The sequence below is a fragment of the Bacillus sp. 3255 genome (assembly GCF_031456485.1).
Classification (GTDB): Bacteria; Bacillota; Bacilli; order Paenibacillales; family NBRC-103111; genus Paenibacillus_E.
Genome location: NZ_JAVDUS010000012.1, coordinates 227917 through 242194, shown reverse-complemented (window position 1 = coordinate 242194; position 14278 = coordinate 227917). Strand labels below are relative to the sequence as shown.

Annotated in this window: 15 protein-coding genes; 4 read left to right on the top strand and 11 right to left on the bottom strand. The window is 53.5% G+C overall.

The window, feature by feature from the left end:
- Window positions 1–15: 15 nt before the first annotated feature.
- The 9 genes from J2X61_RS19450 to J2X61_RS19410 all read right to left on the bottom strand — a co-directional run bounded on the left by J2X61_RS19450 (window position 16) and on the right by J2X61_RS19410 (window position 9495).
- Window positions 16–1569: a response regulator gene (locus J2X61_RS19450; RefSeq protein WP_310189903.1), complete on the bottom strand. Its 1554-nt coding sequence runs from the start codon at window positions 1567–1569 to the stop codon at window positions 16–18.
- Window positions 1570–1572: 3 nt separating this feature from the next.
- Window positions 1573–3345, bottom strand: coding sequence for a cache domain-containing sensor histidine kinase (locus tag J2X61_RS19445; protein WP_274469479.1), 1773 nt, complete (start codon window positions 3343–3345; stop codon window positions 1573–1575).
- Window positions 3346–3551: 206 nt separating this feature from the next.
- Window positions 3552–3878, bottom strand: a complete 327-nt coding sequence (locus J2X61_RS19440; protein WP_274470857.1) for an L-rhamnose mutarotase — start codon at window positions 3876–3878, stop codon at window positions 3552–3554.
- A 136-nt stretch (window positions 3879–4014) separates the two neighbouring features.
- Window positions 4015–5193 carry an MFS transporter gene (locus tag J2X61_RS19435; RefSeq protein WP_310189901.1) on the bottom strand — a complete coding sequence of 393 codons (1179 nt, stop codon included), beginning with the start codon at window positions 5191–5193 and terminating at the stop codon, window positions 4015–4017.
- A 156-nt stretch (window positions 5194–5349) separates the two neighbouring features.
- Complete coding sequence (locus tag J2X61_RS19430) at window positions 5350–5820, bottom strand: DinB family protein (RefSeq protein ID WP_274469481.1); 471 nt, start codon at window positions 5818–5820, stop codon at window positions 5350–5352.
- Window positions 5821–5892: 72 nt separating this feature from the next.
- On the bottom strand, window positions 5893–6531 hold the full coding sequence (locus tag J2X61_RS19425) for a ThuA domain-containing protein (RefSeq protein ID WP_274469483.1): 639 nt from the start codon (window positions 6529–6531) through the stop codon (window positions 5893–5895).
- A gap of 27 nt (window positions 6532–6558) precedes the next feature.
- Complete coding sequence (locus J2X61_RS19420; protein WP_274469484.1) at window positions 6559–7284, bottom strand: SDR family NAD(P)-dependent oxidoreductase; 726 nt, start codon at window positions 7282–7284, stop codon at window positions 6559–6561.
- A 27-nt stretch (window positions 7285–7311) separates the two neighbouring features.
- Window positions 7312–7992 carry a ribose-5-phosphate isomerase RpiA gene (gene rpiA / locus J2X61_RS19415; protein ID WP_310189898.1) on the bottom strand — a complete coding sequence of 227 codons (681 nt, stop codon included), beginning with the start codon at window positions 7990–7992 and terminating at the stop codon, window positions 7312–7314.
- 54 nt (window positions 7993–8046) lie between these two features.
- Window positions 8047–9495 (bottom strand): aminotransferase-like domain-containing protein, encoded by a 1449-nt coding sequence (locus J2X61_RS19410; protein WP_310189896.1) that lies wholly within the window; start codon window positions 9493–9495, stop codon window positions 8047–8049.
- Window positions 9496–9628: 133 nt separating this feature from the next.
- Here J2X61_RS19410 and J2X61_RS19405 point away from each other — a divergent pair, with 133 nt between their 5' ends.
- Window positions 9629–10237, top strand: coding sequence for a LysE/ArgO family amino acid transporter (locus J2X61_RS19405; RefSeq protein ID WP_483861668.1), 609 nt, complete (start codon window positions 9629–9631; stop codon window positions 10235–10237).
- Between the two features lie 143 nt (window positions 10238–10380).
- On the opposite strand, the gene J2X61_RS19400 is transcribed toward J2X61_RS19405, so the two are convergent.
- Entirely contained in the window at window positions 10381–10518 is a 138-nt protein-coding gene (locus J2X61_RS19400; RefSeq protein ID WP_274469487.1) for a hypothetical protein, read from the bottom strand.
- Between the two features lie 99 nt (window positions 10519–10617).
- Here J2X61_RS19400 and J2X61_RS19395 point away from each other — a divergent pair, with 99 nt between their 5' ends.
- From J2X61_RS19395 to J2X61_RS19385, 3 genes are read left to right on the top strand one after another with little or no spacing between them, the layout of a single operon-like run.
- Window positions 10618–11121: a TRAP transporter small permease gene (locus J2X61_RS19395; RefSeq protein ID WP_274469488.1), complete on the top strand. Its 504-nt coding sequence runs from the start codon at window positions 10618–10620 to the stop codon at window positions 11119–11121.
- On the top strand, window positions 11121–12413 hold the full coding sequence (locus J2X61_RS19390; RefSeq protein WP_310189894.1) for a TRAP transporter large permease: 1293 nt from the start codon (window positions 11121–11123) through the stop codon (window positions 12411–12413). The genes J2X61_RS19395 and J2X61_RS19390 overlap by 1 nt, the downstream gene beginning before the upstream one ends.
- 40 nt (window positions 12414–12453) lie before the next feature.
- Window positions 12454–13509: a TRAP transporter substrate-binding protein gene (locus J2X61_RS19385; protein WP_310189892.1), complete on the top strand. Its 1056-nt coding sequence runs from the start codon at window positions 12454–12456 to the stop codon at window positions 13507–13509.
- Between the two features lie 49 nt (window positions 13510–13558).
- On the opposite strand, the gene J2X61_RS19380 is transcribed toward J2X61_RS19385, so the two are convergent.
- A complete protein-coding gene (locus tag J2X61_RS19380; protein ID WP_274469492.1) occupies window positions 13559–14275 on the bottom strand; it encodes a response regulator transcription factor in 717 nt (238 codons plus the stop codon).
- Between the last annotated feature and the right edge of the window lie 3 nt (window positions 14276–14278).

Below are 14278 nucleotides of genomic sequence, written 5' to 3'. Positions count from 1 at the left end.
CAGTGTATACCCCTGTCACATCGACAGCTTCTTATACTCCGAAGGCGCACAGCCGGCAATCTTCTTGAACACTTGCGAGAAGTATTGCGGATTGTCGCCGAAGCCTAATTGTTCGGCCAATTCGAACATTTTGACGTCGTCGTTCGCTTTAATAAGCTCCATCGCTTTCTTGATGCGAACGGTCACCACATAGTTCGAGAATCGCTCACCGGTCTCTTTTTTGAACAATTTTCCCAAATAGTCCGGATTCATATACAGCATTTTGTGCGCAACCCAGTTCAGCGACAATTCCGGGTTGGCCAGCTCCGCATTCACGATATCGATGACCTTCTGAACGACCTGTGAATGCTTGTTCCGGTTCTGCTCGAAGATCCCGCGGGTAATCTCGGAAGCGGTTTGTTTCAGCAGTTGAATGCTTCCCTGAAGCGTCTCCATCAGCGAGATTTGCCCGATTAGGCCCATGTACTGATGCATTTGCGGTTCCGCGCAAAGCCTCGTCATGGAGATGAACGTTTGGATGACGTACGATTTCGTCGTCTCGATGTCCAACCGGGAATTGACCAGCAGGTCTTGAAAGGCTTCGATACCCGCTTCGGCTTCCTCCCAGTTGCCTGCCCGAATCGGCAGCAGGATCCGGTCTTCGTCGTGAACGAAATCCGCTTGGCTGGGCACAGCGGAATCCAAAATATCGCGCATCGTAATCAGACCGCCTTCGCCCAGGTAGAACCGGTGGCTTAAGCAATCCAGCGCTTGCAAGTAGAGCCTGCGGGCTTCCCCGATCTCCCCGGCTTCACTTAAGGCGGCCGTCGTATCAATTTTATAATACAGCATGAAAATACGCCGGATTTCTGCAATTTGCTCGTGCAGACGCTGCATATCTTCTTGATCCTCGATCAGAACGATGATCTGTTCCGCTACGGTCGAGCTTAACAGCGGCTCGTCAAGAATGTCTTCGGCAATATTTTTCACTGCAAACAAATGCTCGTACTCGAACTTGTCCTCCATCCGGAACATCAGCAGCCGGACTTTCTTCCCGCTGACATGCAGCCCGAACAAATCCTGATAATATTCCCAATCCCGGCTCCCGTACGATTTATTCGTTACGAATTCCTTCAGAAACTGCTCTTTCACGTGAGGCAGCACCTTCTGCAGGTTCGCTTTCATCGATCGGACGAAATCCTCCTTGCTCTCCTCTTGCTTATACTCCGCGACAATTTCGCCCAGCGCCTTCAGAATGCTGTTCTCGTTGCATGGCTTCAGCAAATAATGTTTGACACCGTGCTGCATCGCGATTTGCGCATATTCGAATTCGTCGAACCCCGACAGCATAATAAAACGGGTATGCGGGTGCGTCTCCTTCGTTTTGGCCACCAACTGCAGACCGTCCATACCCGGCATCCGAATATCGCTGATCACGATATCAGGCTCATGCTCGCAAATGAAGGCATAAGCCTCGATGCCGTTGCGCGCCGTGCCGATCAGCTTCGTTCCGGCGGACGGCCAGTCCACGATCGAGGAAATCCCTTCCAGTATCATTCGTTCATCGTCAACCAACAGCACTTTATACATAGGTCATGAACCTCTTTTCGTCATCGGAATTCGTATCGTAATGCAGGCACCGCCGGACGCGCGATTCTCAACCTGAATGCCGTAATCGTCGCCGAACGTCAGCTTGATCCGTTCATCGATATTTTTCAAGCCGATGCCTGTGCCTTTGGATTTGCGCTCGCCGTTCAATATCTGCTCCAAGTACCCTTCATCGATACCTGGACCGTTATCTTCGACAACAAGCAGTACCGTCTCATCCTCTTCTCTGCCGGTTATCCGAATTTGGCACGGCTCCAGCATCACTTCTACCGCATACTTAATCGCATTCTCCAGCAGCGGCTGAAGTGTCAGCTTCGGGATGCTCTGCGTCTTAATCGAATCGGGAACATCCAACCGGAAATCCAGCCGTTCCTCGAAGCGGACCTTCTGAATGGTGATATAATGCTCCACCAGCTTCAACTCGTCTTCGATCGCAATCATATCCTGTTTAAGGCTGATCGACGAGCGCAGCAGATAGCCCAGCGATTCGACCATTTGGGAGACTTGCTTTTGTCCGTTCATCTTGGAGATCCAGTTGATGGATTCCAGCGTGTTATATAGAAAATGCGGATTAATTTGCGCTTGCAGGGAGCGGAACTCGGTTTCTTTGATGATAAGCTGCTTCGTATAGTTCTCTTTGATCAGTTCCTGTATCCGCACGATCATCATGCGGTATGTTCGTTGGAGCAGCCCTACTTCATCCATTTGATTGGAGACAGGCAGCAGCGGCGGCAGCTCCGAATTCTCCAGATCCCCGATTTGCAGTCCCCGCATGTTGCTGATCAAGCCCTCGATCGGCCGTGTAACACTACGGGCAACCGCCATACCGAAACCGACAAGCAGGAAGAAGGAGATGAGGAACGCGGCGATCATCCAATTTTTCATCAATATGATATTGTGGAAAATCGTTTGGAACGGCAGCGTGTTATAATATGTCCAGCCCAAATAGTCCGAATGAATATGGGACACGAAATATTGGTCGCCGTCCTGCTCCAGGATGCGAAACCCTTTCGGCGATAGTCCGAATGTGCTGTCTTCGCTAATCAACGAAGTGGTGCTGACCGAACGGGGGTAAATCAGATGGCCGTCGGAGACGATGACCAGCTCCCCTTCTCGGGTGACCGCTTCTCTGGCATACTGATTCACCATTTTATCCAAGTTGACATGCAGCACGAGACTGCCCAGCTTCTTCAGCTCCAAATTGTCGGAGGATCGGATCTGCCGGGTTGCGATCAGACTGTAATCCAAGTCGTCCGGGTTCACCCAACCCAAGCTGCCGGCGCCGCGGTCCGACGTTTCTTGAATCAATTGTCTCCGTTCCGGCGTAAGCGTTGTCAAGTTGCCGCTGGAATAGCTGTTCCCCTTCACATCGGTAATATCAGCCGCCATAATATACGTCTCCGAGTTCATATACTGCACCAGCCGGTCAACGAGCTTAGCGCGGGACTGAATGCGGATATAATCGGATTCGTTCGAATTCATCACGATCAAGTGCTGCTGAATCTGTTCGTCGGACATAATCGAGAACGTCAACCGCTCCACTTTATTCAACTCATTCTCGATCAAGGTCGATGAGAGATTCAATACTTGAGAAGATTTTTCATAGATTTGCTGATCGTACATCGAGAAGGCGATCTGCAGCCCGACTAATGAAATACTTGAGCTGACAGCCATTGAGATCGTAATCAGCAAGAACAGTTTGGCTTTAATGCGCATATTACGGATTTCGTCAAACCATAGGCGAAAGCCCATTTTCATGATGGATCACCACATTTCGTTCTAAGTAAGAGACCTGTAGCAGTCTTCGCGGTTGGGCATATTATTCCCTTTATAAAAAGTAAAAAAGGACGTTGGGAATGATTCCCAACATCCTTGGCGGTCAAATATTTGGGGCAATCCATGGATTGGCTTGATACGGCATCTCCGCAATAACGGTTACCGTTGACTGCTTGTGAACGAAGCCTCTAGGCCAAATAAAATACTTCGCGCATCGGCTGAATCGGGACGGCTTCACGGAAATCGAATGAGCCCACGACCATCTTGGACGTAATCGCGTTCCAACGGTTGCAAGCTTCGCTCTCAGCCAAGTAAGCGAAAGCTTTCTCCAAATCGTCGCAGTGGAACACATAGAAAAATTGATTGCCGTTCTGGAAAATGGAATAATCCCGGATCCCCGCTTTGCTGTGCTCCACCATAATTTCCGGCCAAGGAGCCAAATGCATACGTACGTATTCCTCCAGATCTTCCTCCCGAATCGTCCATGTCCATGCGAATTTACCGCTGCCTGTCATGCGTTTCACCCTCTCCTAATGTTGGATCACTCATGCTTTTACTTTAGCGCGCCCACCTCGTTCCGTCAATGCTTATCCTCATAAAAATAAAGAAAAACAAAAAACGGAAGCCCTGGAGGCCGCCGTTTTTTTGTCTTTAAATTTGTTTTTCTTTGATCGTCACGATCAAAAACCAAATAAAGAAAGCGAAACAAAGAAATGCAAGGAAGCCGTACCCGCCAAAAATGTCATGCTTCCCTGCGAAATAGCCGAAGCCCAAGCCGGCGAACGTATTCAGCGCATGTTCGCCAAGCGATTGGAAAGAATCGATGGTCGCCCGCATCGAGGAGCCGATTCGATGGTGCAGGTAGCCTGCCGACAGAGGCTCCATGACGCCTGCGAACAAGCAGACAGCCAGCATGGCGGCGAGTCCCGCATAGCCCTGACTCAGCGACACACAGGCGAAGCCAAGGGTCATGCCACCCGTGATAACAACAATCAACGTGCGGTAGCTGTACCGGCGCACCAGTGTATAAGCGAGCAGATTGCCCGGCAGCTGCAGCAGCATGATGGCGGCGGACAGGGCGCCGAAGAACAGGACCGGCATGCCGAGCCGGCTGGCGTACAGCTGCCAGAACTCTTCGATATAGCTCATCGCCGCACCGGTTACCATGCCGGAGATCATCACGAGACAGATCTTCGGGTTGCGCCGAAAGAATCGCAGCGATTCCTTCACATAAGCGCTCGCTGGGATCGAGGCTTCCTCCTCCGCAGCTTCTCTCCGCGGCTCGACAAGCAGGAAAGCCAGTAGAAGCGCTATCGCTGCGCTGACCAATGAAATCCAATAGTTCAGCTTCAGACCGAAGTGGCCCGCCAGAAAGCTTCCGCTGAGCGCCGCCAGGATGGCGGCGACGAAATCACAGGCGTTCAATCGTCCCAGCGTTCGCTCGAACAGCGGCGCCTTCCCTTGCTCCTGCAGCGTATCATAGAGCAGAGCATTCTCCGAACCGCTGCTCGCACAGCGCGAAATGCCCGCCAAGAAAGTGACCAGCGCAAAGTGCCAAAACTCACTCGCGCAGATCAGAATGGCGAATTCGCTGCATCCGAGCAGCGCGCTCAGCAGGAGCATGTTTTTACGGCCCCACTTGTCTGCCAGAATGCCGGTCGGCACCTCCAACAGCACGATAGTCAGGGCAAATATGATTTCCGTATACACGACCATCGGAATGGTCATGCCCCGTTCCTCCCAGTACAACCGTTCGATCACGTAGGCCGGGATGAGGCTTGAGAAAAAACGAAAAGCAAACAAAATCCGTAAGTTGAATCGGCTTGCCATGCGCGAAGCTCCTTTCCGTTATGGAAGTGTGTATTAAACACGCAACCGCAACGGCGGGGCCCGCGAGCAGCAGAAGATCAGGTCTTAGCAGGGCGGTCTGGCTAACGCAGCCAATCTCATCATGCGCGCGCTCCTTCTCCGTCTTGTAACAGCCATTTATTGGGCTAACAATACCTTATATTGTTTAATAACGCTAAAGTGCATACCTTCATGATACAAATTAAAACTGAGAAATTGCTCGAGCGATTCCAGCTTCATTCCTGCCGAAGTCGTATAAGGAGGCACCTCGTCTTGCAGATAGGGCGCAAGCTGGCGGATTCGCGCCGGCTGTTCCTTCAGCAAGGCCGTCAGCTCTTGCAAGGTCGGGACGGCAAGGCCAGGCGGCGCCGTTAACGGAGACGTCTTGAATTCGAACTGTTCCTTGAATCCTTCGGGAACGAGCGTAGGACGTCCCGTGAATTGAAAAGCAAACCGTTCCAATACGACATAAATATGGCCTAGCTGCCACCGGATCGAATTGCGGAAGCCATCCGGAATCCGGTCTGCCGTCTCCTCGGAGATTCCCTCCACCGCTTTGAGAACCTGCGATCTTACGAAATCCAGCTGATTGAATAAAAAGTGCTCCATCGTCCTCACTCCTCCAGTTTTTCATTTGTGGCCTATTGTAGCATATTTCTCCGATTGGAAGTACATGGAATTTCAGGTCCTTTGGCTTAGCCAACGCACACTGTTCAGCACTAACCGCCGGTAAGCCTGAGGCGAGAAGGATGGGGCATGATGGCCGGGCTGCAGATAAACGACCTTCCCAAGTCCATATGCATGCTCCCATGCGGCGGGATACCGCTTGCCTTCGTATTCAAACTCCATGAACACGTTCTTCTTCGTGAATGGATCGAACTCGAACATGTAAGGCTCTTCCTCCAGTACAAAATCGGCTACGCCTTCCAGGAGAGGATGATTGGCGTCAGTTCCGTAATAAGCCAGCTTCTGATAGGGGGGATGCCCGGTGAATTGGGCGCCTATCATTTGCAGCAGCTCGTAGCTGCGCTGAAGCGAGATGCCGTTGTGAATGACAAGCAGACTTCCCCCGCCGGCTACATAGCGAAGCAGCCCCGCCGTTTGCCCGCGAGTGAGGTCTCTCTTCCAGCAATCGGTATAGGAAATGCAAACGGGATACGCCTCCGGCTCAAGGCAGGCGAAGCTGTCATAATTCTCCGTAGCCGTCAATTCGAATTCGTCTCCGAGTATGCCGGCAAGCTCGCTTCTCGCCGGCTCTAACGGATGCCAAGGAGCATCCGCCATATCACCGACCATCCATATTCTCGTACGCTTGTTCATAGCCTCTTCTCTCCTCATCTCCCAAGTTTACCAAGGCAGTTCGTTTCCGGTATCCGCTTCGATATACAGCGGCAGCTCGCGAAGCTGGTCCCCGTGCTCCTCGATCCGGCTTACGATATGAGCTGCAGCTTCCTCCGCCGTATACGTGCCGGCCGGATTCCATTCCCCGCTCATATACGATTTGACCCAGCCGGGATGAATCAGGAGCACCCTTCCGCCTTCCTTGCGAATCTTGTTATGTATAATCGTGGAGCCCATATTGAGCGCGGCTTTGGCCATACAGTATCCGAACCATGCTTCCCGGTTGCTGCTCCCGACGCTGCCAGCTTCGGAAGAAATGTTGACAATCAGCTTGCCGCCGTTCATGACCGGTTCGATTAACGCGTTCGACACCCGGATGGCGCCGACGGCCGTCACATTGTACACCCGCTGAATGTCGTCGAAATCCAGCTCGTCATGCACCGTCTTGACCGTGTCGCCCAGAATCGCCGCATTGTTAATGAGCAGGTCCAGCCGATCGGTCTTGCTTGTGATGAACTTCGCAGCCTCTTTCACGCTTTCGTCGGAACCGACGTCCAGCCGGAACGCCTGCAGCTTGTCCGGATACCGCTCGGCAAGCTTTGCCAGCTCCTCATGGCAGCCGCGAATCCCTCCTGCGTATACGATACATCCTTGACCAAGCAGCCGTTCCGTCATCGCGAGGCCAATGCCCCGGTCTGTTCCCGTAATACAAACGGATTTCCCCTGTAACATTCGACGTCCTCCCCCAAGCCCCATAATTTAGCCTTGCTTCAGTTCTTTCACCGTGCCGTCGCTGCAGCCTACGATGACGCCCGCCACCATGCCGATGAATAACCCGTTATCGACAACGCCCGGAATGCGGTTGATGGCATCGTGGCATTCGCTCGGGAGCGCGATTCGCTGGAACTCGCAATCCATGATGTAATTGCAGTTATCCGTAACGTAGGGCTGTCCTTCAACCATTCTCACATGGGGCTCGCAGCCTAACGCGCGCAGCTTCTTGCGAGTAAGCTCCCAACCGAAGGGCACGACCTCCACCGGCAGATGGAATCGTCCCAGTTCCCGGACGACTTTGCTCTCATCCACAACGACGATCAGCTTCCTGCTTGCCGCGGCTATAATCTTCTCGCGAAGCAGTGCGCCTCCGCCGCCTTTGATTACATTCCACGCGCCATCGACTTCGTCCGCGCCGTCAATCGTGATATCCAGCTCTTCGATGTCGGCGAGCGGGATCAAGGGGATGCCCAGCTCCACGGCCAGCCGCTCGGACTGCACGGATGTCGCCGCCGCTTGAATCCGGAGTCCGCCTTTTACTTTTCTGCCAATCTGCTGGATAGCCCAATAGGCCGTCGAGCCCGTACCCAAGCCTACGATCATCCCGTCCTGAATTGCCTCTACCGCTTTCTCGGCTGCCGCCCGTTTGCTGTTCTCATGAGCCATCGGCCATTCTCATTCCCTTCTGTTCGAGACATCCTGTCATTCTTCTTCCCGTCTTCATTCTTTCTCAGCCAGCTTCCGAATCAGCACCGCGACTTGCTGCAGCCCCCATTCCAATTCAGGCAGTGCGGCATAAGCGTATGAGATCCGTAATTCATTCCCTGCATGTCGATTATAAATCGAACCGGGATTTAACAAAATACCTGCTTTCCAAGCACGTTCAAAAAGCATCTGCATCGGCACTTTCACGTTGAGCCGCACCCAAATATAGAAGCCCCCGTCCGGAACCGTCCACATGGCAAAATCACCCCAATACGCCGTTAACAGCTGAACCGTCACATCCCTTTTATGCTTCAGTTCCCGCCGGATCCAAACCAAATTCTCCGCGTACAGACCTCTTCCGAACCATTCTGCCGCCGCCCATTGGGATAAAGAGCTTGAGCCGTAATCGTTCTGCATCTTGATATCGGCCAACCGGTCAATGACCGGCTCGGGTGCTACGACCCAACCGATGCGCAGCCCAGGGCTCAACGATTTGGACAAGGTCCCCAAATAGAGTACGAGCGCATGCGGATCCCGCGCCTTAAGCGGCTGAGGAGGCGGTTCGTCGAACCACAGCTCGCGGTACGCATCGTCCTCGATGATCGGCAGCCCCGCTCCCATACAGACGCGCATCAGCTCCTGGCGTCTGCCCTCCGTCATCAAGATGCCCGTCGGATTGTGGAATGTCGGGATCGTGTACAAGAGCGAGGCTTGATAACTTTCCTTGTAGCGTGCAATGCCTCCCGTCTGGACCCCTTCCGCATCCATTGGCAATCCGGCCAGCTTGATGTTGTTCGATTGAAAGACGTGCACGGAATACAAATATGACGGCTTCTCCACTAGAATGGACGATCCGCGGGGAAGCAGCCCGATGGAGATGAGCTGCAGCGCTTGAAGCGCACCGGATACGATAAGAATGTTCGCCGGCGAGGTATGAATCCCGATGCCCTGCAAATAAGTGGCGATTTGCCCGCGCAAGTTCAAGTTTCCTTTGGGCTCTTCATAACCGAGCGTGAACGGCCGGGCTGCGCTCTCTGCGAAAAGCTTTTGCATCTTAGCGGCCGGAAGCAGCTCCGGCGAAAGCTCGCCGGTGCCTAGACGGATGATGCCTTCCTGAAACTCGGCCCGATTAATGTGCTGGATAGCCGGTTGATTGGGGTAATGCGTGCCTGCCTCCACATAAAAGCTCCAATCCGGCGGAGGGGAAGCGGCCAGCACATTCCACGAGGCGTTGATGACCCGGGTCCCGCCCCTCGAGTTGCCCTCGAGCAACCCTTCCGCCATCAACTCGCTGACTGCGGTCACAACCGTGCTCCGATTGACGCCGAATAGCTCGGCTAGCGCGCGCTGCGACGGAATCTTGGTGCCTACGGCCCATTCCCCGAGCGAAATTTTGTCCATGATATATTGCTTGATTTGAACGTACAGCGGTATCTCAGACGAAAAGTCCGGTTGCCATTCCATGTGCTCATCCTTTCCTGTCTCCTTTACTATATCATTTGGTTGGGTATGATGCCATCCATTTGGTCGGAGACATACCGCGAGAAACTCTTATACTAAAGGGAAATCGGCATTCGACACCAGGTTAGGAGAGATCATGTTGTTTCAGACAGTTTTGCACGCTTTAATTTTAGGTTTCGGCCTCATTTTACCCGTCGGGGTTCAAAATGTTTATGTATTCAATCAGGGGGCCAGCCAGCGGACCTATTGGCAGGTGCTGCCTGTCATCGTGACGGCATCGCTCTGCGACACCCTGCTTATTGGGGCGGCCGTGATGGGCGTGTCCCTCGTCGTTTTCACCTTCTCATGGCTGCAAGCGGCGCTTTACGGCATCGGCTTCTTCTTCCTGCTCTACATGGGCTGGGTGATTTGGCGCAGCAAACCCGGCGCCGTCTCCTCGCAGGAGAACAGCCATCCGAGAAAACAGATATTGTTCGCGGCATCGGTCTCCTTGCTGAACCCGCATGCCATCCTGGATACGGTCGGCGTCATCGGAACGAACTCCTTGCATTATGCCGGAGCCGCCAAGTGGGTGTTCATGCTCACCATTATGCTCGTCTCCTGGCTGTGGTTTTTCGGCTTGGCGTTCGCCGGCCGTTTGACCCGCAAACGCGATACGGGCGGGCGTTTCATCGCCGGATTGAACAAGGTTTCGGCTTGTATGATCTGGGCCGTTGCTATATATATGGGGCTGCAATTTTGGTGAGCCCCTCCTCCGCTAACGGACACAGCGGATGCTATTCCACCGATGCGGCCCCGTTTCCAAAACTAACGGACACCAGAATCGCTATTCGCTGCCTTTGAACCGAAATCATGCGTAATTCGGAGGAATAGCGGCTGCCAGGTCCGTTAGAACCCGAATGGTCCGCTCGGCAACGCTGCTTGTCCTCGCACCACCGACATATTAAGAATCGCATCAACCACCTTTTCCTCCGGCAAACGGCTCACCCAACTTCCTAAAAAAATTACAAAAAAACCTAAAAACAATGGCGTACCCCCCCTCCCCGCGGAACGCTATACTAAAGTCAGCTCAAATGAAAGCACTTACAAAAATAGTGAAAAGGGAAGGGAGGTCCGCTTTTAACCATGCACTACATAAGAAAAATTGCGCTCTGGATCGATACATGCATTGAATCCGCCGCACTCATCGGACTGCTCACGATGATTATCATCGTCACGCTGCAGGTGATGACACGCAAGCTGTTCGATTTCGTCTTCTTCTGGTCGGAAGAGGTCACCATGCTGCTGCTCGTCTGGTTTTCGTTCATGGGCATCGCGATCGGCTTTCGGGAGAAGCTTCATCTAGGCATCGATTCCTTCACACACAAGCTGCCGCCTGCGATCAACAAAGCGCTGGACAAAATCATTCAGCTCGTCATCCTTGCTTTCGGCATCTACCTTGTGTCCTATGGCTGGGATTTCACCGTCATGATGCATGAATCCGAACTGCCGGCCACGGGTCTGCCGAACAGCACGCTGTATGCGATCATGCCGATCACGGGCATCATGACCTGCGCCTACGCACTCCTGCAGCTTTGCGGTATCGAGACGAAGCGGCACGCTCATCTCCAGGAAGGAGACGGCCATTAATGGATCCGACCATCGCTATTCTCATTCTTATCGTCTCCTTCGTACTTCTGATCGTGCTGCGCTTCCCGATCTCGCTGGCACTTGCAGGCTCCTCGCTGCTCACCTTGCTGTATTTGAAAGTCCCGCTGGCAACAGTTGGCCAGACGATGATTCAAGGGATGAACTCCTACTCCCTGCTGACCATCCCGTTCTTCATCTTAGCCGGTCAAATCATGAGTGAAGGCCAGATGGCCCTGCGCCTCATTAATCTCGCTCAAGTGCTCGTAGGCGGCATCCGCGGAGGTCTTGCCATGGTCAACTGCGTAGCCTGCATGTTCTTCGGCAACATTTCCGGCTCGGCCATTGCGGACGTATCTTCCATCGGCTCCGTCATGATCCCGATGATGAAGAAGAAGGGCTACGATACCGACTACGCCGTAGGCGTCACAGTGTCCGCTGCGATCCAGGGCGTCGTCGTACCGCCAAGCCACAATCTTGTGCTCTACTCCCTCGCCGCCGGAGGCGGGATCTCCATCGCCTCACTGTTCCTTGCCGGGATCGTGCCGGGACTCATCTTGTGCATATCGCTCATGATTACAAGCTACGTGATCGCCGTCAAACGCGGCTACACCAAGAGCGAATCCGTTCCCCTGCGGGATGTGCCGCGCATAGTACGCGACGGACTGCTGTCCCTCATGACTGCGGTTATTATTCTCGGCGGTATTTTCACCGGTTGGTTCACAGCGACCGAAAGCGGCGCGCTGGCTTGTTTGTATGCGTTTATCCTGACATTTCTGGTTTATCGCGACATCCCGCTCTCCCGCATGTGGATCATCCTGAAGCGAACATTTCGCACGGTTGCCATGGTACTATTCCTGATCGCCGCCTCCGCAACCTTCAGCTATGTGCTGGCTTTCCTGAAAGTTCCCGGCATGCTCACCGATTGGATGCTCGGCATTACCGACAGTCCGATCGTCATTCTGCTCATCATCAACGTCCTATTGCTGCTGCTCGGGGCGCCGATGGATATGGCTCCGCTCATTCTCATTATGACGCCTATTCTGCTGCCGGTCGTCACCGCGCTCGGGATGGATCCTGTTCACTTCGGGATCATTATGATGTTAAACTTAGGCATCGGCTTGTTGACGCCGCCGGTTGGCACCGTGCTGTTCGTTGGCTCGGCCATCGGCAATATCTCGATATCCGAAGGCACCAAAGCCATGATGCCGTTCTTCTATGTCATGTGCGTCGTGCTCTTGATCCTGACCTATATCCCGGGTCTTGTCATGTGGCTGCCTAACCTAATGAAATAACCCATACCTATTGATGAAAAGGATGATTCCCCATATGAAAATGAAGAAATCTTATATCACCGCTCTCAGCACCATGGTAGGCGCAAGCTTGCTGCTCGCCGCATGCGGCGGAGGCAGCGCCCCGGCAACCGGAGGATCCGCCGCTACGCCCGGCGCAGCCAGTCCTGCGGCAGCCCAGAAAGCCGAAGGACCTAAGCTGAATTTCCGGCTCGCCGAAACACATCCTGCGGATTATCCGACGACGATCGGCGATAAGAAGTTCGCCGAGCTCGTGAATCAAGCCTCTAACGGCCGCATCAAGATCGACGTATTCCCGGCCTCCCAGCTTGGCGAAGAGAAAGCGGTCATCGAGCAGGTGCAGCTAGGTGCAATTGAATTCACACGCGTATCAACTGGCGCGCTGGGAGGCTTCAATAAGCAATATGAAGTATTCAGCCTGCCCTACATTTTCGACAATGATAACCATCAGTGGAAATTTCTCGAAAGCGAGCAGGGCACGAAGCTGCTGGACAGCTTGGAGTCCTCCCGTATGAAGGGGCTGGCTTATTACAGCTCCGGAGCTCGTCACTTCTATTCGAAGAAGCCGATCAAAACGATTGCCGATCTGAAAGGAATGAAAATCCGCGTCATTCAAAACAAGGTCAATATCGACCTCATGAACGCGCTCGGTGCTAATGCGACGCCTATGCCGTACGGCGATGTGTTCAATGCGCTGCAAACCGGCGTCATCGACGCAGCGGAGAACAACTATCCGAGCTACTTCTCATCCAACCATTTCCAGCAGGCCAAGAACCTCATCCTTGACCAACACCAGCGCGTGCCGGAAGTGCTGCTGATCTCGAAGGTCGCGTGGGATAAGCTGTCCAACGACGATAAAGCATTGATCAAGAAAGCGGCGCTGGAATCGGTCAAAACTCAGAAAGCCGAATGGGATAAATTCGAGAAAGATTCCGAAGCCAAAGTCAAAGCCGCAGGTGTCACGATTACCGAAGTCTCCGATCTGAAGCCTTGGCAGGACGCAGTCAAGCCGGTCATTGACAAATACCGCAACGAATACAAAGAAACGCTGGAAGCGATTGAGAAAGCGAGAAACTAATACGCCCAAAAAAAGAGGAGCTTGCGGCTGAATGCTGCGGCTCCTCTTTCTAGTTCCTTTTGCGGTATTCCAGCGGAGTGCTCCCCGTCAGCTTCTTGAACGTATGGCTGAAATAAGCCGTATCCCCGTACCCCAGCCGCTCCGCGATTTCGGACACGCGCAGCGCCGTTTTGACAAGCAGCTTCTTCGCTTCTTCCATCCGCATCTCGATCACGTAATCGACGAATTTGCCTCCCGTTTGCTGCTTGAACAGCTGGCTCAAATAGCTGGAATTCAAGTGAACATGCGCAGCCGCATCGGTGAGTGTAATATCGCTCGCCAGATTAGCAGCGACAAACTGCTGCACTTGCTCAATGACGGACAGCTCCGCCGCTTCCGCCGGCAAAGCGGGCTCCCCTATGTCCAAGCTTTGCAGCCACCTGCCCAAGCAATCCGCCATGGCTTCCATTTCCACCGGCTTCAATAAGTAGTCTTTGACGCCATACCGAATCGCTTTCTGCGCGAATTGAAAGTCGTCATACCCGCTGACCAGCACCAGGCTTGCGCGCATGGCCGCCATCTGCTCCGCCAATCCGATGCCGTCCATGACCGGCATTTTCACGTCGGAGATGACCAAGTCCGCATCATGGAGGCGCAGCGCGTCCAGCGCATCCAGCCCGTTCGCGCACTCCTGCACGATCGTTACCGGGAGCTGTGTGCCTTCCACTGCCTTGCGCAGAACAACTCTAACCCATTTCTCATCGTCCGCGAGAATAATTTTGTACACCGC